General features: G+C 60.2%; 24 protein-coding genes, 1 tRNA gene and 3 pseudogenes. 14 read left to right on the top strand and 14 right to left on the bottom strand.

Annotated elements, in window-relative coordinates:
• Positions 1 to 226: 226 nt before the first annotated feature.
• From ACI77I_RS16865 to ACI77I_RS16840, 6 genes and pseudogenes are all read left to right on the top strand, one after another.
• Positions 227 to 1111, top strand: coding sequence for an alpha/beta fold hydrolase (locus ACI77I_RS16865; protein WP_406998000.1), 885 nt, complete (start codon positions 227 to 229; stop codon positions 1109 to 1111).
• A 164-nt stretch (positions 1112 to 1275) separates the two neighbouring features.
• A tRNA-Gly gene (locus tag ACI77I_RS16860) sits at positions 1276 to 1349 on the top strand.
• Positions 1350 to 1547: 198 nt separating this feature from the next.
• Positions 1548 to 2072, top strand: coding sequence for a DUF3833 domain-containing protein (locus tag ACI77I_RS16855; protein WP_094951017.1), 525 nt, complete (start codon positions 1548 to 1550; stop codon positions 2070 to 2072).
• A gap of 23 nt (positions 2073 to 2095) precedes the next feature.
• On the top strand, positions 2096 to 2401 hold the full coding sequence (locus tag ACI77I_RS16850) for a DUF6482 family protein (protein WP_094951018.1): 306 nt from the start codon (positions 2096 to 2098) through the stop codon (positions 2399 to 2401).
• 315 nt (positions 2402 to 2716) lie between these two features.
• Positions 2717 to 3009 (top strand): annotated as a pseudogene (locus ACI77I_RS16845) (type II toxin-antitoxin system RelE/ParE family toxin).
• A gap of 2 nt (positions 3010 to 3011) precedes the next feature.
• Entirely contained in the window at positions 3012 to 3320 is a 309-nt protein-coding gene (locus ACI77I_RS16840; RefSeq protein WP_094951019.1) for an addiction module antidote protein, read from the top strand.
• Here ACI77I_RS16840 and ACI77I_RS16835 read toward each other — a convergent pair.
• Together ACI77I_RS16835 and ACI77I_RS16830 are read right to left on the bottom strand one after the other, a co-directional pair.
• Positions 3305 to 4504, bottom strand: a complete 1200-nt coding sequence (locus tag ACI77I_RS16835; RefSeq protein WP_406997999.1) for an MFS transporter — start codon at positions 4502 to 4504, stop codon at positions 3305 to 3307. The genes ACI77I_RS16840 and ACI77I_RS16835 overlap by 16 nt on opposite strands.
• Positions 4501 to 5664 carry an MFS transporter gene (locus ACI77I_RS16830; protein ID WP_406997997.1) on the bottom strand — a complete coding sequence of 388 codons (1164 nt, stop codon included), beginning with the start codon at positions 5662 to 5664 and terminating at the stop codon, positions 4501 to 4503. Before ACI77I_RS16830 ends, ACI77I_RS16835 begins: the two co-directional genes overlap by 4 nt.
• 95 nt (positions 5665 to 5759) lie before the next feature.
• Between ACI77I_RS16830 and ACI77I_RS16825 the strand changes: the two genes are divergently transcribed.
• The 4 genes from ACI77I_RS16825 (at position 5760) to ACI77I_RS16810 (ending at position 8247) form a co-directional block, all read left to right on the top strand.
• Entirely contained in the window at positions 5760 to 6653 is an 894-nt protein-coding gene (locus ACI77I_RS16825) for a LysR family transcriptional regulator (protein WP_094951022.1), read from the top strand.
• Positions 6654 to 6821: 168 nt separating this feature from the next.
• A complete protein-coding gene (locus ACI77I_RS16820) occupies positions 6822 to 7004 on the top strand; it encodes a type II toxin-antitoxin system HicA family toxin (RefSeq protein WP_406997996.1) in 183 nt (60 codons plus the stop codon).
• Between the two features lie 22 nt (positions 7005 to 7026).
• Positions 7027 to 7437 carry a type II toxin-antitoxin system HicB family antitoxin gene (locus tag ACI77I_RS16815; protein ID WP_094951024.1) on the top strand — a complete coding sequence of 137 codons (411 nt, stop codon included), beginning with the start codon at positions 7027 to 7029 and terminating at the stop codon, positions 7435 to 7437.
• A gap of 309 nt (positions 7438 to 7746) precedes the next feature.
• Entirely contained in the window at positions 7747 to 8247 is a 501-nt protein-coding gene (locus ACI77I_RS16810; RefSeq protein WP_094951025.1) for a methylated-DNA--[protein]-cysteine S-methyltransferase, read from the top strand.
• Here the strand turns inward: ACI77I_RS16810 and ACI77I_RS16805 are convergent, their stop codons facing one another.
• A complete protein-coding gene (locus ACI77I_RS16805; protein ID WP_242154877.1) occupies positions 8248 to 9030 on the bottom strand; it encodes a GNAT family N-acetyltransferase in 783 nt (260 codons plus the stop codon).
• A 177-nt stretch (positions 9031 to 9207) separates the two neighbouring features.
• Between ACI77I_RS16805 and ACI77I_RS16800 the strand changes: the two genes are divergently transcribed.
• Positions 9208 to 9633 carry a low affinity iron permease family protein gene (locus ACI77I_RS16800; protein ID WP_094951027.1) on the top strand — a complete coding sequence of 142 codons (426 nt, stop codon included), beginning with the start codon at positions 9208 to 9210 and terminating at the stop codon, positions 9631 to 9633.
• A 53-nt stretch (positions 9634 to 9686) separates the two neighbouring features.
• Here the strand turns inward: ACI77I_RS16800 and ACI77I_RS16795 are convergent, their stop codons facing one another.
• The 4 genes from ACI77I_RS16795 to ACI77I_RS16780 form a co-directional block, all read right to left on the bottom strand.
• Positions 9687 to 10214, bottom strand: a complete 528-nt coding sequence (locus ACI77I_RS16795; RefSeq protein WP_094951028.1) for a DUF4142 domain-containing protein — start codon at positions 10212 to 10214, stop codon at positions 9687 to 9689.
• A gap of 119 nt (positions 10215 to 10333) precedes the next feature.
• Positions 10334 to 10975 (bottom strand): LysE family translocator, encoded by a 642-nt coding sequence (locus tag ACI77I_RS16790; protein WP_094951029.1) that lies wholly within the window; start codon positions 10973 to 10975, stop codon positions 10334 to 10336.
• 54 nt (positions 10976 to 11029) lie between these two features.
• Complete coding sequence (fos, locus tag ACI77I_RS16785; RefSeq protein WP_406997995.1) at positions 11030 to 11440, bottom strand: fosfomycin resistance glutathione transferase; 411 nt, start codon at positions 11438 to 11440, stop codon at positions 11030 to 11032.
• Positions 11441 to 11453: 13 nt separating this feature from the next.
• A complete protein-coding gene (locus ACI77I_RS16780; protein WP_242154873.1) occupies positions 11454 to 12371 on the bottom strand; it encodes a LysR family transcriptional regulator in 918 nt (305 codons plus the stop codon).
• Between the two features lie 77 nt (positions 12372 to 12448).
• On the opposite strand from ACI77I_RS16780, the gene ACI77I_RS16775 reads away from it, so the two are divergent.
• Positions 12449 to 12937 carry a DMT family transporter gene (locus ACI77I_RS16775; RefSeq protein ID WP_406997994.1) on the top strand — a complete coding sequence of 163 codons (489 nt, stop codon included), beginning with the start codon at positions 12449 to 12451 and terminating at the stop codon, positions 12935 to 12937.
• Here ACI77I_RS16775 and ACI77I_RS16770 read toward each other — a convergent pair whose 3' ends face one another.
• From ACI77I_RS16770 to yiaY, 6 genes are all read right to left on the bottom strand, one after another.
• Positions 12938 to 14269, bottom strand: a complete 1332-nt coding sequence (locus ACI77I_RS16770; RefSeq protein WP_242154871.1) for an MFS transporter — start codon at positions 14267 to 14269, stop codon at positions 12938 to 12940.
• A 59-nt stretch (positions 14270 to 14328) separates the two neighbouring features.
• On the bottom strand, positions 14329 to 15270 hold the full coding sequence (locus ACI77I_RS16765; RefSeq protein WP_094951034.1) for a hydroxymethylglutaryl-CoA lyase: 942 nt from the start codon (positions 15268 to 15270) through the stop codon (positions 14329 to 14331).
• Entirely contained in the window at positions 15267 to 16460 is a 1194-nt protein-coding gene (locus ACI77I_RS16760; protein ID WP_094951035.1) for a CaiB/BaiF CoA-transferase family protein, read from the bottom strand. The genes ACI77I_RS16765 and ACI77I_RS16760 overlap by 4 nt, the downstream gene beginning before the upstream one ends.
• Before the next feature lie 217 nt (positions 16461 to 16677).
• Complete coding sequence (locus tag ACI77I_RS16755) at positions 16678 to 17589, bottom strand: LysR family transcriptional regulator (RefSeq protein ID WP_242154867.1); 912 nt, start codon at positions 17587 to 17589, stop codon at positions 16678 to 16680.
• On the bottom strand, positions 17589 to 18263 hold the full coding sequence (locus ACI77I_RS16750) for an NAD(P)H-binding protein (protein WP_094951037.1): 675 nt from the start codon (positions 18261 to 18263) through the stop codon (positions 17589 to 17591). The genes ACI77I_RS16755 and ACI77I_RS16750 overlap by 1 nt, the downstream gene beginning before the upstream one ends.
• Before the next feature lie 91 nt (positions 18264 to 18354).
• Complete coding sequence (yiaY, locus tag ACI77I_RS16745; RefSeq protein ID WP_094951038.1) at positions 18355 to 19503, bottom strand: L-threonine dehydrogenase; 1149 nt, start codon at positions 19501 to 19503, stop codon at positions 18355 to 18357.
• 123 nt (positions 19504 to 19626) lie between these two features.
• On the opposite strand from yiaY, the gene ACI77I_RS16740 reads away from it, so the two are divergent.
• On the top strand, positions 19627 to 20643 hold the full coding sequence (locus ACI77I_RS16740) for a DUF4917 family protein (protein WP_094951039.1): 1017 nt from the start codon (positions 19627 to 19629) through the stop codon (positions 20641 to 20643).
• 80 nt (positions 20644 to 20723) lie between these two features.
• Here the strand turns inward: ACI77I_RS16740 and ACI77I_RS16735 are convergent.
• Positions 20724 to 20870: pseudogene (locus ACI77I_RS16735) on the bottom strand (cupin domain-containing protein); the annotation flags it as partial.
• 16 nt (positions 20871 to 20886) lie between these two features.
• Between ACI77I_RS16735 and ACI77I_RS16730 the strand changes: the two are divergent.
• A pseudogene (locus ACI77I_RS16730) lies at positions 20887 to 21000 on the top strand (dihydrodipicolinate synthase family protein); the annotation flags it as partial.
• Positions 21001 to 21003 lie beyond the last annotated feature (3 nt).

Here is a 21003-nt window from a genome sequence, read left to right as displayed (position 1 = left end):
CAGCCAAAATATGACTGGCGAGTCGCCTATAACCTCCAAGAAACACCTTGCCCCGCCCGCGCTTGATCTACGGGCCTTTGCGGCAAACAGCCCGCCCTAACAACAGCCGTCGGCCAGCCGTCATCGGGCCGACATGGGCGCTCATCTTCCAGGCGTATGCCTACCTGTCATAAAGCGTGTGCAGACTGATCTGCGCGCCCTACCCGCTTGCCAGGAGTCTTACGACATGAGGCCAGAAATCGCTGTGTTGGATATACAGGGTCAGTATCGGGTTTACACGGAGTTCTATCGCGCGGATGCTGCGGCAAAGACCATCATCCTGGTCAACGGCTCCATGGCCACCACGGCCTCTTTCGCCCAAACCGTGAAAAGCCTGTACCCGCAATTCAATGTGGTTTTGTACGACCAGCCCTACGCTGGCCGCTCCAAAATCCATAACCGCCACGAGCAGATGCTGACGAAGGAAGTCGAAGGCCAGATTCTGCTGGAACTCATCGACCGCTTCGCCGCCGAACACGTGCTGTCGTTCTCCTGGGGCGGCGCTGCCACTCTGGTAGCCCTCGCAGAGCGCCCGCGCCGCGTGGAAAAGGCGGTGATCAGCTCGTTCTCTCCGGTGGTCAACGCACCGATGCGCGACTACCTTGAACGCGGCGTCGACTACCTCGGCAACCTCGACCGCGACCGCGTCGGCCACTTGGTCAACAGCACCATCGGCAAACACCTGCCGTCGCTGTTCAAACGTTTCAACTACAAACACGTCAGCAACCTGGCCGAGCACGAATACGGGCAGATGCACTTTCACATCAGCCACGTACTCAACAGCGACCGGCTGTGCTACCTCAAAGCAGCCCGGCAAATCGACATTCCGGTGCTGTTTTTAAATGGCGAATGGGACGAATACACCAGCGCCGAAGATGCCAAGCTGTTTGGCCAGCATGTGGCCAAGAGCAGCTTCAGCACCATCCAGGCCACCGGGCACTTTCTGGATATGGAGCACAAGGCGGCGTGCCGGGACAGCCGGGACGCGGTGGTCGGCTTTTTGAAACCCGAGCGGCAGGTCAGCCGGTTGCGCTATCACCAGGGCCAGACGCAGCATGCCTTTGCGATTTGAACTAACCGCTGATGTGGGAGCCGGGCTTGCCCGCGATGCAGGCGTCGTGGTGCGGCGATCCGACGAGCCAGCTCCCACACCCGCTTGATGAACGCAACTCACACATTTTTCGAAGAAAAACTTCAAATCCCGGCGAACATCTGGTACAAAGTCAGCCGCTCTGAGCGGGTATAGTTTAATGGTAGAACAGTAGCTTCCCAAGCTTCCGACGAGGGTTCGATTCCCTCTACCCGCTCCACTCAGATTTTGCGCTTGCGTCAGGAGGGTTCTGACGGGAGATGCATAAAGAAACCGGTCCTCAGTGGCCGGTTTTTTTATGGGCGTGATTTGAGGTCTCAGTTATTCTTTTCGCACAAACCTGTACAAATCAATATTTCTGTACAAGTATCAGTGCTAAGCGTTGGCGCTTCGCCGCGCATGATCACGGAGCCGGGCAATGACACGTCTACTGGTTTCATTGTTGTTGGCGCTGAGTTTGAGCAGTTGCGGCAACGTCGAAGTGGCCCACTACGCAGACCAGCAACCGCAGTTGGACCTGGAGCGTTTCTTCAGCAAGCCCGTCAAGGCCTGGGGGATTTTCCAGAAGCGTTCGGGCGAAGTGGCCAAGCGCTTTGAGGTCAATATCGCCAGCCGGCGCGAGGGCAACGCCTTGATTCTCGACGAGCGTTTCCTGTACAGCGATGGCACGCGCCAACAGCGGGTGTGGACGCTGACACCGGATGGCCCGGGGCGCTGGCGCGGTCGGGCAGGTGATGTGGTCGGCGAGGCGATTGGCGAAGTGGCGGGCAACGCACTGCGTTGGCGTTACCGACTCAACCTGCCGGTGGATGGCTCAATCTACGAAGTGAGCTTTGATGACTGGATGTACTTGATGGACGAAGACACCTTGATCAACCGTTCCAGCATGACCAAGTTCGGCGTCGAATGGGGCCAGGTCACGTTGTTCTTTCGTCGCCAGTGAGCGACCCGAAGTGAGGGCGAATCATGAATCTGCAAATGCTGACCGAATTGGCGCAAAAAGGAGAAGTTCGTGAGTTGGAACTGCTGTCGCTGGAGGGTGGTTTCTACATCGCGCGCGTCAGGTTGGATCATGTCCAGATGACGCTTTTGGGCGAGGACGCCAAGCCGATGCGCATCGGCTCCACCACGCATTTGCGCGACCTGTTGCAACGCGTTCCGCCGTTTCCCTGTGTGCTGGTGCAACACTGCGTGCACGATGAAATGTGCGGTGTACGGGAAGGGGCAATCGGCGCGTTGCGTATTCCGTTTACGTTGGCTTCGTCTCTTTAAGGCGCTTTGCGGTTTTTGACTCCCCGGCCCCAGATCGAGCTACAGGCCTCGACCGCTGATAGGCAGCGGCAGACAAACCTTAAAGACGTCGACCGAGACACCTAACTCAGACGATTCTGATCGTTGTGTAGGCAATGCCGCAAAATTCATAGCCGTTCTAGCGTTCGCCTTCAGACTGCAAATTTTGGCAATAGGAAAACCTTGAAGAAGGTTTGAAACCAGCACGCCCTCGCATCACTCTCCCCCGCCTTCGACAAAAACATTCTTATTGCCAAGCAGTATCCAAGTGGATACAGTCAAAACCTGTGGGGCTCCGTGAGCTATTTGATCCAGCAAACCCAAACCTTCACTACCTGGCGCTCCGCAATGCGCGACCTGCGAGCAAAAATCGCAATTGCGCGACGCATCAAGAGAGCCAGTATGGGAAATCTGGGTGATTTCAAGACGCTGGGCGGCGGCATTTCAGAGATGCGGATAGACGTTGGTGTGGGTTATCGCGTTTATTCACCCTGCGAGGCAGAGAAATCATCATATTGCTGGCAGGTGGCGACAAGTCTTCACAAGATACCGATATCTGGCGAGCAAAAAAATTAGCAAAGGAGGTTTGATCATGGCTCAAACACTGACGACATTTGATATGGCCGAGCTGCTCGACAGTGATGAGGCCATTAGCGAATACCTTTCTCAGGTTCTGGCTGACGGCGACAACGAAGAGTTCCTCCGTGCAATAGGCTACGTGGCCAAAGCCCGTGGAATGACGAAGATTGCTACCGATGCAGGCGTGGGTCGCGAGAGTCTGTACAAAGCATTTGCCCCTGGCGCTAAACCTCGTTTTGAAACAGTCCTTAAGGTGCTTCACTCACTTGGCATTGATCTACTGGCCCGGTCTGGACACTCCAGCAATCACTCGACTATTTGAGGCGCGCAACCGCGCTGCACCACCCACGCCAACGGCAACGTCACCAACAACATCCCCGCCAGCACCACCACCGCCACCGGCACACCCAACGCATCGCCCACTGCGCCAAATACCACCGGCGCCAGCGCTCCGCCGCCAATCGTGCCGGTGTAAAACACTGCAAACGCCTGCTCGCGTTTGCCGGCCCCCGCCAGGTCCGGCACTGCGCCGTAGAGCACCGAAGACGTGCCGTTCAACGCCAGGCCCAACACCGGCAACATCACCATCAAGCCACTCAGCGGCAGGTACACGGCTGCGACGATCAGCAGCGTTGTGCTGGTTTCCGTCAGCCAGACGGTTTTCATCATGCCGACGCAGGCACCCAGGTAGCCGCAGAGCAATTTGCCGAATGCACCGCCGATGAACAGCATAGTCAGGGCCAGGCCGATGCCCGCTGTGCCAGCACCTTTGGCCTGCAACAGGAATGGCAGGAACGTGAGAAACCCCATGCGCACGGCGCTATCAAGGGTGCCGGTGAGAATCAATGCACGCAGACCTGTGACGGAGCCCGTCCCACTGAGCGGCTTGGCTTTTTTTGCAGCGGCGGATTCGGAAACGGGAGCAGGCACCCACCACCACAGCAGCCCTGCTGCCACCAGACCGAGCAACCCAAGGAGTGTCGCACTGACGCGCCAGCTGATGACGGTCAGTAGCAGGCCAACCAACCCAGGAATCAGGGTTTTGCCGATGTCGCCGGAAAAGTTGTACTGGGACAGCGCCTGCTTGACGCCACCACCGGCCTCATAAGCGTCGGTGATCATCGAGGACGCCAGCGGGTGCTGGGTGCTCGCTCCCAGCCCACCCAATAGCAACGCCAGCAGCAACAGGCACAGCCCGGTGGCTTGTCCCACCAATAAGTAAGCCAGACCCGCAAGCGCGGTGCCACCCACCAGCAGCGGCACGCGGCCCCAGCGTGTGGCGGCGCGGCTGGCCATGAGTTGGAACACCGCCATCATCCCGGGGTAGGCGCCACGCAACAGGCCGATCTGGGCGTAGGACAAGGCGAACTGCGCTTGCCAGATTGGCAGCAGCACATAGATAACGTCGGTGAGCCCATCGTGTACGGCATGGGCGCTGCAACCGGCAATCAGCGAACGGCGGCGAGTGGATGTTTCGCGGGCGGCCACGGCGACGGAGTCGTTCATGGTGCCTGGATCAGCTCAGGTTTAAGCGGCTTCCAACCGGTCAGGGCGATCAGCAGGGTCAGCAATTGAAAGCCGATAATCAGCGCCACGCAGCCGGCCCAGCCCCAACGTTCCCAGATCAACGCAGGAACGATGGCACCGCAACTGCCGCCCAGGTAATAACAGGTCAGGTAAACCCCCACGGCGCCCGACTTGTGGTTACCGGCTGTGGCGCTGATGAAGGCATTGGCGGCGGCCTGGGCGAGAAAGACGCCGGTGGAACTCAGCGCCAGGCCCACCACAATGCACCACAACGACGGCGCCAGGGTCAGCGCCGAACCGCTGACGCCAAGCGCGGCGGCGACCGCCAGCAGCTCGGCGTGAGGCCTGGCTTTGCTGAGGCGCCCGGCGATGGGAATCACGATCAAGGCCAGCAGAAACACCATGTAAAGCGTCCCCAAGGCCGCTGGCCCCAGGTTGAACGGCGGCAGGCCAAGGTACAAACCCGCGTAAGTAAATGCCGCGACTTGGCAGAACAGCACGCAAAAACCTACGGCGTAAGCAGCCAACAAGGGTTTACGCAAAACACCAGAGGAAGCGGCTTTAAGCCGCTCGGTTCGAGGCCGGTTGGCAGGCAACAGAAACTGGATAAACCCACCGACCATCAGGCTCAATACCGCCAGCAACTCGAAGGCTTCCCGCCAGCCGACGTATTGCGTCATCACTCCGGTGACGAAGCGCCCGGCGAACCCGCCCAACACGGTGCCCGCCACATACAGGCTGGTGACTTCAGTCACCGTCCCGCCACTCCAACGGTCGCCGATGTAGGCGACGCTGGTGGCAAACACCACAGGTATCAACATGCCTTGCACAAACCGCCACACCAACACTTCGCCAAAACTGCCGGCATAGGCGGTCATCAGCGCGGGCACCGCCAACAGCAGCGCGGCCACGGCGATCACCGTGCGCTGTGGGAAGCGGCCGGTCAGCCGGCTGACAAAGGGCGCAGTAATCGCCACAGCCAAAGTGGTGACCGTGATACTCCAGCCCGCGTCCTTGGCGCTGATATGAAACTGCGCGGCGAAGGTCGCGAGGATGCTCTGGGTCGCATAGAGATTAAGAAACGCCGCGCAGCCACACAGGAACAGGGCAAGGCGGGCACAATGCAGGCGCGGCTTCATGAAACCTCTCGTTTTATTTTGTGAGGTCTTTATAGAATGGCCGACGGGTCTTAAACCAATACCGATTTTGAACCGATCAATACCCAAGGATCAGGATGCTCGACCTACGCAAGCTGCGTTACTTTCTGACGGTCGCCGAAGAATTGCACTTCGGCCGCGCAGCACTTCGCCTGCACCTGGCCCAGCCGCCACTGACGCGGCAGATCTCGGCGCTGGAAGCGGAGTTGGGGTTCAAGCTGTTTGATCGCACCAGCCGCACGGTGTCCCTCACCGCTCAAGGCCGTTCGTTCTTGCCTTACGCGCGTGGCGTGTTGGAGCAGGTTGAGTTGGCGCAGGTCATCGCCAGCAAATTGGCAGCGGGCACCGCAGGCCAATTGGCACTCGGGTATGTGAGTTCAATCGCGCTGTCGGACCTGTTCAGCCAGGCGATCCAGGCCTTCGCCCAGCGCTTTCCCGATGTGCAGTTGACCTTGGTGGAGTGCGCCTCCGGCAGCTTGGGCGCGCAAGTGGCGGATGGGCGGCTGGATATCGGGCTGAGCCGCCTGTTGCCGCAAACAGGGGAAGTCCACGCGCTGTCGCTGGGCGAAGAGCGGTTGGTGGCAGCGGTGTCCAGTGACAGCCCGTTGGCCAGGCAGGCTGCCGTCAGCGTGGCGCAGCTCGGTGCTTTTCCGTTGATACTGTTCCCGGCAGATTACGGGTCGGGGTTGAACCAGTCCATCGAGCAACTTTACCGCCACCACGGCCAGCCCTTGCGCGCCGGGCCGACCGGGCGGCAGATCACTTCGATCATTGCGCTGGTAGCCGCCGGGCAAGGCGTGGCGCTGGTACCCGAATGCACGCAAAGTTTGATGAACAAAGGCGTGACGTATCGCCCGTTGGTGGAGGCGGACGCGTGTGCGCAGTTGCTGGCGCTGACCCCGGCGATAAGAAAAAATAGATTGGCTGAGGCATTTCTCAGTGTGCTGGCAGAGGTTTTACACACTCGGTAACGCCTTCGAAAAACCCCGCAATACCTCTCTCCGGCGCCATTCCTGCGCGGTCATACACTTCATTCAACGCTTACTGAAACGCCGGTCATCGACCGTCGGTAGGTAGAGTGTTGATAATTCATTTTAAGTGGTTATAGTCGCCACCAACACACAGCACAAGGAGGTGATGTGGATAGCCGATATTTGATAGGTCACATTGTTGCGCACGGCTGGTACCTGGTGCGCACACGGGGCAGTCATCACCACTTCAAACACCCGACAAAACCGGGGTTTGTGGCGATTCCTCATCCCAAGAAGGACCTGTTGGATAAAACCGCCAAGCGCATTTTGAAACAGGCTCTGCTCAGTTGACCGTCCCCGGAGGGCAATAGACATGCTTTACCCCATCGCAATTTCAACCGGTGACGAGAACCATGCCTGGGGCGTGGAAGTCCCGGATATTCCTGGCTGCTACTCTGCCGGCGATGATTTGGACGACGCCATGGCCATGGCCCGTGAGGCGATCGAAGGGCACTTCGAGATCCTTGCGGAAGATGGCGCGCCAATTCCCCGCGCGCAAAAAGTTACCGTGCATGCGGCCAACCCACAGTACGCCGGCTGCACTTGGGCCGTGGTGGACATTGATGTCACTAAGTACCTGGGCAAGGCGCAGAAACTCAACATCACCCTGCCCGGCTATCTGTTGAACCGTATCGATGAATACGTGCTGCATCACCCCGAAGAAAAAAGCCGCTCGGGTTTTCTGGCGTCGGCAGCGCTGAAGGTGCTGCAAAAAGAGGGATAGTTGCCATTCAGCATCGTCTGACGGTGGCGACGAACGAGCAGCGTAATCAGGCCCGTTCGTCAGCACTCAGTGCTTCGCTTTAGTCGTCACGCTGCCCGATGTGATTTTGTGGGTGGCCATTGGTGAAATTTCACCACTCATGGGGCTTCATAGAGCCTCCAGGCCCTACAGGTACCCGCACTACGCCGATTGGGTTTACTGGAACCTCTAAGCTCCGGGAGAATTTGATCGCAAGAAACGTAGTTTCCAGTCCGACGGGTAAAACTACAGTAGCGCTGTGCCTATAAATGCCTTTCGAGGAATCAGCTCATGTCCTACGAATACAAGCTCATGCCCTCCCCCGTTGGTCAGCTCACCCTGGTCGCGCGCGACGGCAAACTCAACGCCATCCTGTGGGAAAAAGAGCGCGCCAACCGCGTGCGTTTGGGTGAGTTGCAGGAGGCCAACGACAGCCCGGTGCTGTTGGAAGCCGAGCGCCAGTTGCGAGAGTATTTCGCCGGCACCCGCAACCAGTTCGAACTGGCACTGGATTTCACCGGTACAGCGTTTCAGAAACAAGTCTGGCAGGCGCTGTTAACCATCCCCTTTGGCGAAACCCGCAGCTACAGCCAGATCGCCCAGCAGATCGGCAACCCCAAAGCGGTGCGTGCGGTGGGCGCTGCCAACGGGCGCAACCCGATCTCGATCATTGCGCCTTGCCACCGCGTCATCGGCGCTTCAGGCGGGTTGACCGGGTTTGCCGGAGGGCTTGAGGCCAAGCAGTATCTGTTGGCGCTCGAGGATCGCGGTCAAGTGAAACTTGCCTTGTGATTACGCGACTGCAAGCAGTCCACGGGTAAAGGACTGGTAGTCGAACAAACACTCGAAACCCAATTTTTGATACACCGAGAAGCCCTCCACCGACGCCTCAAGAAAGCATCGTTTGGCCCCCAGACTCGACGCGAAAAGCAAGGCGGCATGGATCAATCGAGTGGCATAACCTCTGCCACGAAAGCCCATGAGCGTGCCGACATCGTTTAGCCTGGCCTCGCCATCGCATAGAGACAGCGTCAGCGAGCACCTCACCTGCCCCTCGTCGGCCAAGGTGAAGTGGTAAAGCCCTTGACCCGCTTCAAGAGCACGCTGGTGCCGGGCCTGATAACACGCAACAATCTCGGCCGGTTTCAAGAACGCACTGGCAAAGGATTCAGTCCAATCGTTCATGGTGCGAGTCAGATTGATCTGCACATCGCTATCGTTTACCCAAGGAGCGAGGTTTGACAGTTCGAAGGCCATCGCGGTGCTCTTTTCGGCAGGCTGAAAGCCGAGCGCCGTGAGCACCGCGCTTAACCCCTTGACCTTTTCCTCGTGAATTACGATGCGTATTTCCTGCACAGTACGCCGGATCAGGTCCAGCAACGCAGTCGGTAGCTCATCCGACGAAGTGCTGCCGACTCGGATAAACAACAGGCTAAACGGGTCGAAATGTTCGTCGGTGAAATAGGCGTTGAGACAGGCGCCGTATCGGCGATGCGCTTGGCAGATTGCGGCGAAAAAATGCTCTTCGGTCTGATGGCAGAGCGCGACCAAGTCGCAGCCGGCGTTAGCATGCATGGGGATTATCCGGATAAAAACGCAGTCTTGCGCCCGCGGCTAAAAGGCGCCGTAGGCCCATTCCTAAAATCCGGGAAGAAAACGCACAACTTTGTTCAACTATCCCAATTGTAAAAAGAAATTTCACCGTGTAGCTGCGGTCACTATTTTCATCACCCACCTATTAGGAAAACGGTCATGAAATTCTCCGCAGTCTCCCAATCTCTGTCCCGCTGGGCAGGCAGTGCCCGGACGTTTTATGCGGCCGTCGCGTTGATTTTTCTGTGGAGCCTGAGCGGGCCGTACTTTCACTACAACGACACCTGGCAACTGATCATCAACACCTCGACCACCATTATTACCTTCCTGATGGTGTTCCTGATCCAAAACACGCAAAACCGCGACAATGACATCCTGCATATCAAGATTGATGAGCTGCTGCGCGTGTCCAAGGATGCGCAGAACGCTGTGTTGAGCCTGGATGGGCTAGACCGCAAAGAGTTGGAGCACCTGCGCGGGCAATATCGCAGCATCGGCGACACCGGCAGCGTCAGCCTCAACAGCAATTGCGGTGAAGTGGTGGACGATGCGCTGCCGAGTAAAACCGACCTGAACCAGGCATAAAAACCGGCGATTGGAAATCATCCAACCGCCGTTTTTCATTTCATGTGACGGATTCAACCGTCGCCTTGATGACCTTTACCGTAGGTCGACGCCAGGGCACGGGCTTTTTGCAAACGCTCTTGCAGCTTAGGCAGCGTCTCGTCCACCAGCGCTTTTATCTCGGGCACATCCGAGGCCGCGCCTTCTTTCTTGAACAAGGCGATGGCGTCTTCGTTTTCCTTGACCTGCTGCGCGGTGTAAGCGGCGTCAAAGGAGTCGCCATCCTTGAGTTCGGGCATCAAGGTTTCGGCTTTGTCGACGATCTTCTCGCGCGGGGCCACCGGCAAGTCGAGCTTCTTGGCGATCGCCGCCAGATGCTGATTGGCGAGGGTGCGCTCGTTGATCACCTCGATGGTGTAGTCCTTGATTTCCTGGGACGAAGTTTTGGCGTGGGCCATGCGACTGGTTTCGATATCGGCCATACCTTTGGCCGAAGCCTGCTCGATGAATTCAGCAGGCGACTGGGCGAAAGCATTGCTGGCGCCGAGGCCCAGCAGCATCGCGAAACTGGCGGTGCGTAACCGGATAGCCATGCGGCTCATGATGGGTTCCTCCAGGGCAAAAATAGGTGCGGGGAAATACACCCCGCCCTGAATTCGAATTTTCAGGGCGGCAAAGGTTTAGAAAAAACTTCCCAGTGCGACGAACGGTCGCCGTCACATCAGGCCGGTTTGCTGCCGAACAGGCCTGGCAATGCGTGCGCCAGCGCATTGATGGCGAAGCCGATGAACATCACACCGCACAGTTTGGTGATCAGGATTTCATGGCGCTGATACACCGTGCGCACGCGCTGGGCGCCCACCACGCCGATCAGAATCGCGTAGGCCAGCAGGCCACCGATGAAGCTCAGGAAGATCAACGACGGCAGCATCGCCCAGGTCAGCAGCTCGGCACGGCTGGACAGCAGCGCGGTAAATGTCGCCACCGCCACCGGGTAGGCCTTGGGGTTGGTCAGGCCGAACAGAATGCCGTGCCAGAACGGATGCCGCGCCGCGCCCTGAGGTGCATCACTGCTGCGACGCTGGGTGCGAATGGCGCGCCAGCCGAGCCAGAACAAATACAAGCCGCTGAGCACACCGAGTACATCAAAGGCACTGCTGCCGACTTCCCGCGCACCAACAATGGCGATCAGCGCAGTACTGCACCACACCACGTCCCCCAGCAAATGCCCGCACAGAAAACCCGCACCGGCGCGGCGGCCACGCGCAGCGCCAATGCCGAACACGGCCAGGACGCCCGGGCCTGGGGTAATCCCGTAGATAAAGCCCGAAGCGAGGACGGCGAGCAGCAAGGATGGGGTCATGGGCGCGACTCTGACAGACGGTTGAGAGGTGCAAGGATTCTGCACGTTCTGGGGCTATGGGTAAAACTTCATTCCTGCATAAGGCTTGGCGCGACAGGCGTGCAGACGCGAGGCTAAATCGCCCACATGCAGTTCGAGTTTGTGGCCATCGGGGTCGAGAAAGTAGAACGAAGCGCCTTCGCTGCGGTTGTCGCGCCACTCCTGGACCTTTGCCGCGCGCAGGCGCGACACCAGCGCGGGGAAATCACTGGCAGCGGCGGTGAACGCGTAGTGGGTGTACTCCGCTGCGGGTTCTGAAGGACGCGACGGATCGAGCGACAAACACAGCCACAAACCGGGCAATGAGAGGTAGGCGCCGTTGTCCCAGGTCGCATCAAGCTGAAGGTGCAGCAGCTGATGGTAGAAGTTGACGCTGCGGTTCAAATCGGTGACGGCAAGGGTCAGGTGGTTGAGGCCTGAGAGCATGGTGGGCTTCCTGTTATCGGTGGCTTTCGGACAATACACCCTGCACCTGCCCAATCAACCACTGCAATCCCGAATCCCCACCCCGCCGTGCATGCCACGCCAGCTCAAAGGCAAACGAGGGAATATGAAACGGCGGCGGTACGGCCAGCAAATGCTGCTGATCAATGTTGGGCACGCCTCTGGATGACACCGTCAAAATCAGGTCGGTGCCCTGGATCAACTGCGGCGCCACGCCCCAATGCGGCAGGCTGATCGCCACATGCCGCCGCTCACGAATCGCCGTCAACGCTCGCTCGATTTCCGGCGTGCCGCTGCCGCGCATTTCCAGCAGCACATGGGGGCGCGACAGGTAGGTGGGCAGGTCGAGCGTGCCGTTTGCCGGCAGGCTGTCGCGGTCCACCAGGCAGGTGTAATGCTCCTCGAACAACGGCGTGGTGCGCAGTTCAGCGGGCATGTCGGGGAATACCCCAGCGGCCAAGTCAATGTCGCCATTGAGCACGCCGTCCACCATGCCTTCGCGGCTGGCCTGGATGATTTGCAGGTCGATACCGGGCGCCTCATGACGCAGAACGCGAACCAAACCGGGTAGCAAAATCGCCGCACTGTAGTCCGACATTGCCACGCGAAACCTACGCTTGGCCGACGCCGGGTCAAATCGGTTCGGCGCCAGCAGCGCCTGCACCTGAGCCAAGGCTTCAGCCAGCGGCGTCGCCAACTCCAGCGCGCGCGCCGTCGGCACCAACGTGCCGCCCTGGCGCACCAGCAACGGGTCATTCAACACATCCCGCAGGCGCGCCAACGCATGGCTGACCGCTGGCTGGCTAAGGTGCAGACGCTCAGCGGCACGGGTGACATGTTGCTCGCTGAGCAAGGCATCCAGGACCACCAGCAGGTTGAGGTCGATGCGGCGCAGATCATTCATCAGCTGCATGCTCGGCATAAGAAATTGGAATTTAAATTTGCGCGACGAATAGCCTAGAGTCCAGCAAAACCTCTGGGAGATTCGCAATGACGACGTTGCATTGGTTGGGTTTGTTGGCGCTGGCGGTGATCGCCGGCGCAGTAGTACCGTTTCAAAGCGCGATCAATGCCAACCTCGGGCGCGGGCTCGGCCAACCGTTGTGGGCCACGCTGGCGTCACTGTTGGTGAGCATTATTGTGCTATTGCCGGTGATTCTGGCATTGCGTTTACCACTGCCGAGCCTGGCGTTTATCACTAAAGCGCCGCTGTGGATGTGGGCCGGCGGTGCATTTGGCGTGTGCTTTATTTCCCTGGCGTTGGTGCTGCTGCCCAAGCTCGGTGCGTCGGGGTTTATCGCCTTGGCCATGGCCGGGCAGATTCTCGCTTCGCTACTGCTTGATCACTTTGGCCTGTTCGGCCTGGTGGAACGCCAACTGACAACGCCCCGGGTGCTGGGGGCGTTGCTGTTGATCGGTGGGGTGGCGTTGATTCAGTTCAGCAGCACGCCCGCCCGTGCGTTGGCAACGGCGGGCTGATCAGGCCTTGTCCAGCGTGCGCAGTTTTTGCGGCAAGCCCCACAGCAATAGCGCCGCCGCCAACAGCGCGCACACACCGATCACGTACAGCGCCGGGGTGGTGCTGCCGGTAAGGTCCTTGATCCGCCCCACCATCACCGGGCTCACAATGCCGCCGAACTGGCCAAGGGTATTGATCACCGCAATGCCACCGGCGGCACCGGCACCGGCGCCGGCCAGCAGTTTGGGCGGCAAGGTCCAGAAGGTCGGGATTGCGGCGATGATGCCGGCGCCCAGCAGGCCCAAGGCGATGATCAGGAAGGTGGTGTGGTCGGCAAAGATCCCGGCACTGAAGAAACCCACCGCACCTAACACCACCAGGCCGCAGACAAACTTGCGCCGCTCGCCGGTGGCGTCCGACAACCGCCCGATCACCAGCATGCTGATCGCACCGCACACATACGGAATCGCAGTGAGCAGGCCGATCATCACCGGGCTCTGGGTGCCGGCGCTGCGGATCAATTGGGGCGCCCAGAAGTTGAGGCCGTAGGACGCGACCTGGATCAGGAAGTAGATAAACCCGAGCATCAGGAAGCCTGGAATGCGGATCGCCGACAGCAGCGAGCCACCGTGCTGGTTCGGCTCGTGCTTGGCGATGCGGCTCGACAGCAAGGTCTTTTCCGCCGGCGTGAGCCACTGCGCGTCTTCAATGCGGTCCTTGAGCAACGTCAGCACCAGAAAGCCCAGGCCGATGCAGGGCAAGCCGCCGAGCAGGAATAGCCAGTGCCAGCCGCGCATCTGCAGCACGCCGTCGAGATGCTCCAACACCAGCCCCGAGAACGGCGCGCCGACCAAGCCTGCGAAGGCCGAAGCCAGAAACAGCAGCGAGGTGATGCGCCCACGAAAGTGCTGCGGGAACCACAAGGTCAGGTAATACAACACGCCCGGCGCAAACCCTGCCTCCATCGCACCGATGATGAAACGCAGGCCGTAGAACTGCCACTCGGCGGTGACAAACACCATGGCCGCCGTGGCCAGGCCCCACGACATCATGATCCGCGCGATCCAGCGCCGCGCGCCGACCTTGTACAGCATCATGTTGCTGGGCACTTCGAAGATCACATAGCCGACCACGAAAAGCCCGGCGCCCAGGCCGTAAGCGGTGTCGCTCAGGCTCAGGTCGGTTTGCAGTTGGAACTTGGCAAAGCTGATGTTGATGCGGTCGAAAAACGCGAACAGGTAGCACACCATGATCAGCGGCATCAGGCGCCAGGCGACCTTGCTGACCAGGGCTTTTTCGGCATCGATCTCAGCAGCCGGGCGCAGGCCTGCCTCTAACGTATTAGTGCTCATGCATTTTCTCCAGCGGGCTGCTCAAAGGCGCCCGATTGTTTTTGTTGTCTGGTGCGGCGTTACAGCGTGGCGATATAAGCCGGTGGTGGGTGCAGGTCGCCATTGCGCCCGGCCTTGGCCACTTGGCCGGGCAGCGCATGGCCGAGCAGAGCCGGCAGGCGGCGGGACATGTGCAGCAGGTGCGGCAGGTCGATGCCGGTGTGAATACCGACTTCGTCACACAGGTTGACCAAATCTTCGGTGCAGATATTGCCCGACGCCCCCGGCGCGAATGGGCAGCCACCCAGGCCACCTAACGCCGCATCAAAACGCCGTGCGCCAGCTTCATAAGCCGCCAGCACATTGCACAACCCCAGGCCGCGCGTGTTGTGAAAATGCAGGGTCAGGTCGCTGGCCGGAACGCGCTCCAACACGCGCGTGACCAGACGCTGCACCTGGCGCGGGTTGGCCATGCCGGTGGTGTCGGCCAGGGTGATGCCCTGGATGCCCAACTCGCGGTAGGCATCGACAATTTGCAGCACACGGTCTTCAGCAATCTTGCCTTCGAACGGGCAACCGAAGGTGGTGGCAATGCTGCCGTTGAGGCGCACCGAGTAGTCGGCGGCGAAGCTGACGATAGCGCCAAACGCGGCCAATGACGCTTCGCAACGCATGCGCATGTTGGCCAGGTTGTGGGTCTGGCTGGCGGACATCACCAGGTTCAGCTCATCGGCGCGGGACTCGATGGCGCGCTGGGCGCCTTTGAGGTTGGGGATCAGCGCCACATAGATCACACCGGGTTTACGCTGGATGCCCTGGAACACCTGCTCGCCATCGCGCAACGCGGGGATGGCCTTGGGGGAGACGAACGAGCCGGCTTCGATCCGCGAAAACCCGGCCAAGGCCAGCTCATTAATCAGCGTGATCTTGTCGGCGGTTTCGACCCAGGTGGGTTCAATTTGCAGACCATCGCGCGGGGACACTTCCTGCACGATCAGCGGGTCGGAATAATCGGTGATCATTGCACCACTCCCAAGGTTCTCAAGCGTTGGATATCGGCCCCGGTCAGGCCCAGGCCGGCGAGGATGTCGTCGGTGTGCTGGCCCAGTGTCGGGCCTTGCCAGTTCACCGCGCCTGGGGTTTCGGAAAGTTTGGGCACAATGCCGGGCATTTTTACCGACACGCCGCCGGGCAGTTCGGCATTGAGCAGCATGTCACGCGCCTGGTAGTGCGGGTCGCTGACGATATCGGCCACCGAGTAGATGCGCCCGGCCGGCACTTCTGCCGCTTCCAGAGCGCTGAGCACTTGGTCGATGGGCAGGCTACTGGTCCAGTGGGTGATCGCGGCGTCGAGCAAACCGCTTTTCGCCGCACGGCCATCGTTATGGGCAAACTCCGGCGCTTCGGCCAAGTCGGCGCGGCCGATGGTGGTCATCAGACGCTTATAGATCGGGTCGCTGTTACCAGCGATCACCACGTAAGCGCCATCGGCGGTCAGGTAGGTGTTGGAGGGCGCGATGCCGGGCAAGGCGCCGCCGCTGCGTTCGCGCACATGGCCGAGCATGTCGTATTCGGGCACCAGGCTTTCCATCAGGTTGAACACGCTTTCGGCCAGGGACACATCGACAACCTGCCCGTCGCCCTGCCCGGTCTTGACCCGCAGCAGCGACATCAGCGCGCCGATCACGCCATGCAGGGAAGCGAGGGAGTCGCCCAGGCTCACACCCACTCGCGCCGGTGGCGAGTCCGGGTTGCCGGTGGTGTAGCGGATGCCGCCCATGGCCTCGCCGATGGCACCGAAGCCTGGGCGGTCACGGTAAGGGCCGGTCTGGCCGTAGCCGGAGATGCGTACCAGGGTCAGCTTGGGGTTGAGGGCGTGCAACACATCCCAGCCCAGGCCGAGTTTTTCCAGGCCGCCGGGGCGCAGGTTTTCGATCAGCACGTCGGCGTCGCCGAGCAGTTGCTTGATCACGCCCAGGCCTTCCGGGGACTTGAGGTCCAACGCCAGCGACTTTTTGTTGCGCGATTGCAGGTACCACCACAATGAGGTGCCTTCGTGCAGTTTTCGCCATTTACGAAGCGGGTCGCCCTGGCCCATGGCTTCGATCTTGATCACCTCGGCGCCGAACTCGGCCATCAGCCGGGCGGCGAACGGCGCGGCAATCAGGGTGCCGATCTCAATCACCTTGATACCGGTCAATGGAGCCGTCATGGGGTGAGCCTCTTATTCTTGGAATGTGAGGGCAAGGCTAGAGGATAGGCGTAGGAGAAATCCAACCGTCAGTTGGCAAGGAGCGTTCGCGAAACACGAACAACAATACAATCACGGCGTTGACTCGATCGCCATCGCGGGCAAGCCCGCTCCCACCAGTGATCGCATTCATGGGTGGGAACCGGGCTTGCCCGCGATGAGGCCGTCCGTGTTTGAATTACTCTAGCGTCCTGCGCAGATAGTCAAACAACAATCGACTGACCGGCGACAACTGCGCCTCATCGCGCACCACTACGATCAAGCTGCGATCCGACCAAGCATCCGTCAGCGGCACCGCGTGCAACCCCAACGCGCGGCCAAACAGTTCATAGGCTTTTTGCGGCAGGATGCCAATGCCCATGTTCGCCTGAACCATCCGGCACATCGCATCAAACCCCGGCACATGGATGCGCAGGCGCAGCATCTTGCCCGCCTCGCGCGCAGCCGCATGGGTGCGCATATTGATCGAGCTGGCGGCATGCAAACCCACGTAATCACTGCCTAACGTTTCGGCAAAGGCCAAGGACTGGCGGGTAGCCAACGGATGATCTGCCGGCATCAGCACCACCAGTTTGTCGTGCCGATAGGTCACGCTCGGCAGGCCTTTAGTGTCCGTATCGCTGGAGCAAATGCCCAAATCGGCCACGCCATCCAGCACACCCTGCACCACGCCATTGCTGGGGCGTTCCTCCAGATCAGTTTTCACCTCAGGATGCAGCGCGGAAAAATCCCGCAGGTCTTCCGGTAAGAACTGAATGATCGCCGACAGATTGGCCAGCATGCGCACATAACCGCGCACGCCATGGCTGTGTTCGCCCAATTCCAGGCCCATTTTTTCGACGTTGAACAGCATCTGCCGCGCATGGTGCAACAGGGTTTCGCCCGCCGCCGTCAGGTCCATGCCCTTGGCCCGGCGCACGAACAGGCTGACGCCCAGCACCTGTTCCAGTTCCATCAGGCGCTTGCTCGCCGCCGACACCGCAATGGCTTCACGGGCCGCAGCGCGGGTCAGCGTGCCTTCCTCAAACACCGCAACGAACAGTTGCAAAGTGATCAGGTCCAGGCGACGCACCAGGCTCTTGTGCAGCATCAGCGACGCTCAGAGGCCAGGCGATTGATCTCGGCCTGCTCCACCACCGCGTTCGGCGCGCCATGGCGTACCGCCGCCAACATTGCCTGGCCGACGGTCTCGGTGCTCACGACCCAGCCCGGCTTGACCCGACGTACGAAAGAGAGCGCCGGCCCGAGTACGGAATAGAAGGATTGGTACAGCGGCGTTTTCGAACGCACGCCATGCAGCGGCTGAATCACCCCAGGCCGAAACAGGTACACCGCCTTGAACGGTAGGCGCAGCAACGCGTTTTCAGTCTTGCCCTTGATCCGCGCCCACATCGACTTGCCCGCCTCGGAGCTGTCGGTGCCGGCGCCAGACACGTAGATAAAGGTCATCTGCGGATTAAGTCGCGCCAAGGTGCTGGCCGCAACCAGCGTCAGGTCATAGGTGAGGTGGGTGTACTGGGTTTCATTCATGCCCGCCGACGAAACGCCGAGGCAGAAGAAACAGGCATCAAAACCTTGCAGCAGGTTTTCCAGGGGATGGAAATCCAGCATGTCGCTGTGCAGCACCTGATGCAGCTTGCCGTGCTCCTGGGTCAAGGGCGTGCGGCCGACCGCGACAACTTCCTGCACGTCAGCGGCCAACAGGCACTCGCGCAGCACGCCTTGACCGACCATGCCGGTGGCGCCGAATAACAGAACTCTCATGGGTGGACCTCAGCGGCAAGCCGCAAGCTTCATGCTCAAGTTAAATGCAGTTCGGCTTGTAGCTTACCGCTTGCAGCGTGCGGCTGCCCCTTTAGAAAGCGCTGCGAAAGATCTCCTCAATCTGACGCTGATCGGCCCGCCGCGGGTTGGTCAGGCCACAGGCATCCTTCAACGCATTAGTGGCCAGCAGCGGAATGTCCTGCAACTTGGCGCCCAGTTCACGCAAGCCGGCGGGAATCTCAACGTCGAGGGCCAACGTGCGAATGGCGGTGATGGCAGCCTGGGCGCCCTCTTCCGGGGTGATGCCCTTGATATCAGCGCCCAACGCGCGCGCCACGTCGCTCAAGCGCTTGGCGCAGACACTCGCGTTGAAGCTTTGCACATGCGGCAGTAACACCGCGTTGCACACGCCGTGGGGCAAGTCGTACAGGCCGCCGAGTTGGTGGGCCATCGCATGTACAAAGCCCAGGGACGCATTGTTAAAGGCCATCCCGGCGAGAAACTGCGCATACGCCATGTTTTCCCGCGCGGCCTTGTCGGTACCGTCGCGCACGGCCAGGCGCAGGTTGGCGCTGATCAGTTCGATGGCCTTGATCGCGCAGGCGTCGGTGATCGGCGTGGCGGCAGTGGACACATAGGCTTCGATGGCGTGCGTCAGCGCGTCCATGCCGGTCGCGGCGGTCAGGCCCTTGGGCATGCCGACCATCAGCGTCGGGTCGTTGACCGACAGCAGCGGCGTGACGTTGCGGTCGACGATGGCCATTTTCACGTGACGGGTTTCGTCGGTGATGATGCAGAAGCGGGTCATCTCGCTGGCGGTGCCGGCGGTGGTGTTGATGGCCACCAGTGGCAGCTGCGGCTTGCTGGACTGATCGACGCCTTCGTAGTCGCCGATATGCCCACCATTGGTGGCGCACAGCGCGATGCCCTTGGCGCAGTCATGGGGCGAGCCGCCGCCCAGCGACACCACAAAATCGCAAGCATTGGCCTCCAACATCACCAGGCCTTTCTCGACGTTTTCCACATTGGGGTTGGGCTTGGCGCCGTCGTAGATCACCGAGTCGATGTCCTGCATCGCCAGCTTCTCGGCGATCATGCTGGCCACGCCCGCTTTGGCCAGGCCCACGTCGGTGACGATCAGCGCCCTGCGAAAGCCGTAATTGCGGATGGCCGTCATGGCTTCGTCGAGGCAGTCGGTGCCCATGATGTTGACGGCGGGAATAAAGAAGGTGCTGCTCATGGTCAATCCTCAGAGGCGTTATGCCTACAGGATCAACCTGACTTGCCTGCGCCATCTTGATCAGGATCAACGCCCGCTCGTGATAAAGTCATCACCCAGCCGATTTTGAGTAGACCCGCCGCAATGAAGGATTTCCAGGATATTGACGCCCACCTTGAAGACTGGAGCGCGCTGCGCAGCGCCGTCGATTTCAGTGGGATTCTGATCGGCAACGGCGCGAGCCGTGTGATTTGGGAAGACTTTGCCTACGATTCGCTGTTCGAAAACGCCCGTACCGTCGAAGAAAAACCCCTCAGCCAATCCGAGCTGAGTGTGTTCGACGCCCTGCAAACCCGCAGTTTCGAACAGGCGCTGGGCGCGTTGAAGACCACCAGCCGGGTCAACAAGGCCCTGGCGGTCAGCTCGGCGGCGCCGCGCAATCGCTACTACGCGATCAAGGAAGCGCTGATCAATACCATCCACGCCGTGCACATTCCGTGGCGTCTGGTGCAGCCGTCGACGCTGGCGACGATCAACGCGGAACTGGCTCGCTACCCCACGGTATTCACCAGCAATTACGACCTGCTTAACTACTGGGCGATCCTGCACACGCCAGGCATCGACGACTTGTTCCGCAGCGCCGATGCCAGCTTCGACCTGCGCAACACCCGCACCGAGGCCACGCGCATCCTCTACCTGCACGGCGGCCTGCACCTGGTGCGCAACCTCGACGGTACGGCGCGTAAATTGCCGTCCACCGACAGCACTCTGCTCAGCAGTTTTGCGATCAACAACACGATCAAGACGTTGGACGACGTGCCGCTGTTTGTCAGCGAAGGCAAGGTGGAAGAGAAGCTCAAGACCATCCGCAGTTCGGACTATTTGTCGTTCTGTTATGAGCAACTGCTGACCCATGAGGGTGCGCTGTGCCTCTTCGGCCACGACCTGGGCCCGCAGGATAGACACCTGGTGGATGCGCTTCGCCAGGCCAAACTGACCACACTGGCGATTTCGGTATCGGGCCGCAGCGACGGGTTTATTCGCCAGCAGAAGCGTCGGTACTCGGCGTTGTTTGAGGGCAGCGGTGTGGCGTTGAAGTTTTTTGCGGCGCGTACGCACCCGTTGGGTCATTCGGCGTTGTCAGTGCCGGTCGAACGCTGAGCCCCCGAACAAAGCAGATCAACATGTGGGAGCAGGCTTGCCAGCTCCCACATTGATTGCATTTCAAATAACGGTCACCGTCATTCTTCCGAACTGTGCACCACCACCACCACCAACAACTGCGCCTGTACTTCCCCGACCGAACGAATCCGGTGGGGCTTCTGTGCATTGAAGTGCAGCGCATCGCCCCGCTCCAGGATCACCCGCTCGTTCATGAAATCCACTTGCGCACCAGGCTGACTGGCGCGGGAACTGTTCTACCGCCAGTTGCCGCTGCTGGAATTCATCCTCAAGGGTGGTTTGCCGGCGACGATCAAGGCCGGGTTGCGCATGAGCGGGTTGGAAGCCGGCGACCCCGTC

The organism is Pseudomonas sp. D47, from assembly GCF_045447305.1.
Lineage (GTDB): Bacteria > Pseudomonadota > Gammaproteobacteria > Pseudomonadales > Pseudomonadaceae > Aquipseudomonas.
Note: the sequence above shows the minus strand (reverse complement) of the source record. Positions and strands in the feature narration are given on the sequence as shown.

What these genes read in the sequence shown, in the direction of transcription:
- yiaY (WP_094951038.1), bottom strand. Translation starts at nt 19,503, where the DNA reads ATGAGCAGCACCTTCTTTATTCCCGCCGTCAACATCATGGGCACCGAC.
- ACI77I_RS16790 (WP_094951029.1), bottom strand. Translation starts at nt 10,975, where the DNA reads ATGACCCCATCCTTGCTGCTCGCCGTCCTCGCTTCGGGCTTTATCTAC.
- ACI77I_RS16855 (WP_094951017.1), top strand. Translation starts at nt 1,548, where the DNA reads ATGACACGTCTACTGGTTTCATTGTTGTTGGCGCTGAGTTTGAGCAGT.
- ACI77I_RS16800 (WP_094951027.1), top strand. Translation starts at nt 9,208, where the DNA reads ATGAAATTCTCCGCAGTCTCCCAATCTCTGTCCCGCTGGGCAGGCAGT.
- ACI77I_RS16825 (WP_094951022.1), top strand. Translation starts at nt 5,760, where the DNA reads ATGCTCGACCTACGCAAGCTGCGTTACTTTCTGACGGTCGCCGAAGAA.
- ACI77I_RS16780 (WP_242154873.1), bottom strand. Translation starts at nt 12,371, where the DNA reads ATGCAGCTGATGAATGATCTGCGCCGCATCGACCTCAACCTGCTGGTG.
- ACI77I_RS16775 (WP_406997994.1), top strand. Translation starts at nt 12,449, where the DNA reads ATGACGACGTTGCATTGGTTGGGTTTGTTGGCGCTGGCGGTGATCGCC.
- ACI77I_RS16835 (WP_406997999.1), bottom strand. Translation starts at nt 4,504, where the DNA reads ATGAACGACTCCGTCGCCGTGGCCGCCCGCGAAACATCCACTCGCCGC.
- ACI77I_RS16750 (WP_094951037.1), bottom strand. Translation starts at nt 18,263, where the DNA reads ATGAGAGTTCTGTTATTCGGCGCCACCGGCATGGTCGGTCAAGGCGTG.
- ACI77I_RS16795 (WP_094951028.1), bottom strand. Translation starts at nt 10,214, where the DNA reads ATGAGCCGCATGGCTATCCGGTTACGCACCGCCAGTTTCGCGATGCTG.
- ACI77I_RS16850 (WP_094951018.1), top strand. Translation starts at nt 2,096, where the DNA reads ATGAATCTGCAAATGCTGACCGAATTGGCGCAAAAAGGAGAAGTTCGT.
- ACI77I_RS16815 (WP_094951024.1), top strand. Translation starts at nt 7,027, where the DNA reads ATGCTTTACCCCATCGCAATTTCAACCGGTGACGAGAACCATGCCTGG.
- ACI77I_RS16740 (WP_094951039.1), top strand. Translation starts at nt 19,627, where the DNA reads ATGAAGGATTTCCAGGATATTGACGCCCACCTTGAAGACTGGAGCGCG.
- ACI77I_RS16755 (WP_242154867.1), bottom strand. Translation starts at nt 17,589, where the DNA reads ATGCTGCACAAGAGCCTGGTGCGTCGCCTGGACCTGATCACTTTGCAA.
- ACI77I_RS16865 (WP_406998000.1), top strand. Translation starts at nt 227, where the DNA reads ATGAGGCCAGAAATCGCTGTGTTGGATATACAGGGTCAGTATCGGGTT.
- ACI77I_RS16760 (WP_094951035.1), bottom strand. Translation starts at nt 16,460, where the DNA reads ATGACGGCTCCATTGACCGGTATCAAGGTGATTGAGATCGGCACCCTG.
- ACI77I_RS16810 (WP_094951025.1), top strand. Translation starts at nt 7,747, where the DNA reads ATGTCCTACGAATACAAGCTCATGCCCTCCCCCGTTGGTCAGCTCACC.
- ACI77I_RS16840 (WP_094951019.1), top strand. Translation starts at nt 3,012, where the DNA reads ATGGCTCAAACACTGACGACATTTGATATGGCCGAGCTGCTCGACAGT.
- ACI77I_RS16765 (WP_094951034.1), bottom strand. Translation starts at nt 15,270, where the DNA reads ATGATCACCGATTATTCCGACCCGCTGATCGTGCAGGAAGTGTCCCCG.
- fos (WP_406997995.1), bottom strand. Translation starts at nt 11,440, where the DNA reads ATGCTCTCAGGCCTCAACCACCTGACCCTTGCCGTCACCGATTTGAAC.
- ACI77I_RS16805 (WP_242154877.1), bottom strand. Translation starts at nt 9,030, where the DNA reads ATGCATGCTAACGCCGGCTGCGACTTGGTCGCGCTCTGCCATCAGACC.
- ACI77I_RS16830 (WP_406997997.1), bottom strand. Translation starts at nt 5,664, where the DNA reads ATGAAGCCGCGCCTGCATTGTGCCCGCCTTGCCCTGTTCCTGTGTGGC.
- ACI77I_RS16770 (WP_242154871.1), bottom strand. Translation starts at nt 14,269, where the DNA reads ATGAGCACTAATACGTTAGAGGCAGGCCTGCGCCCGGCTGCTGAGATC.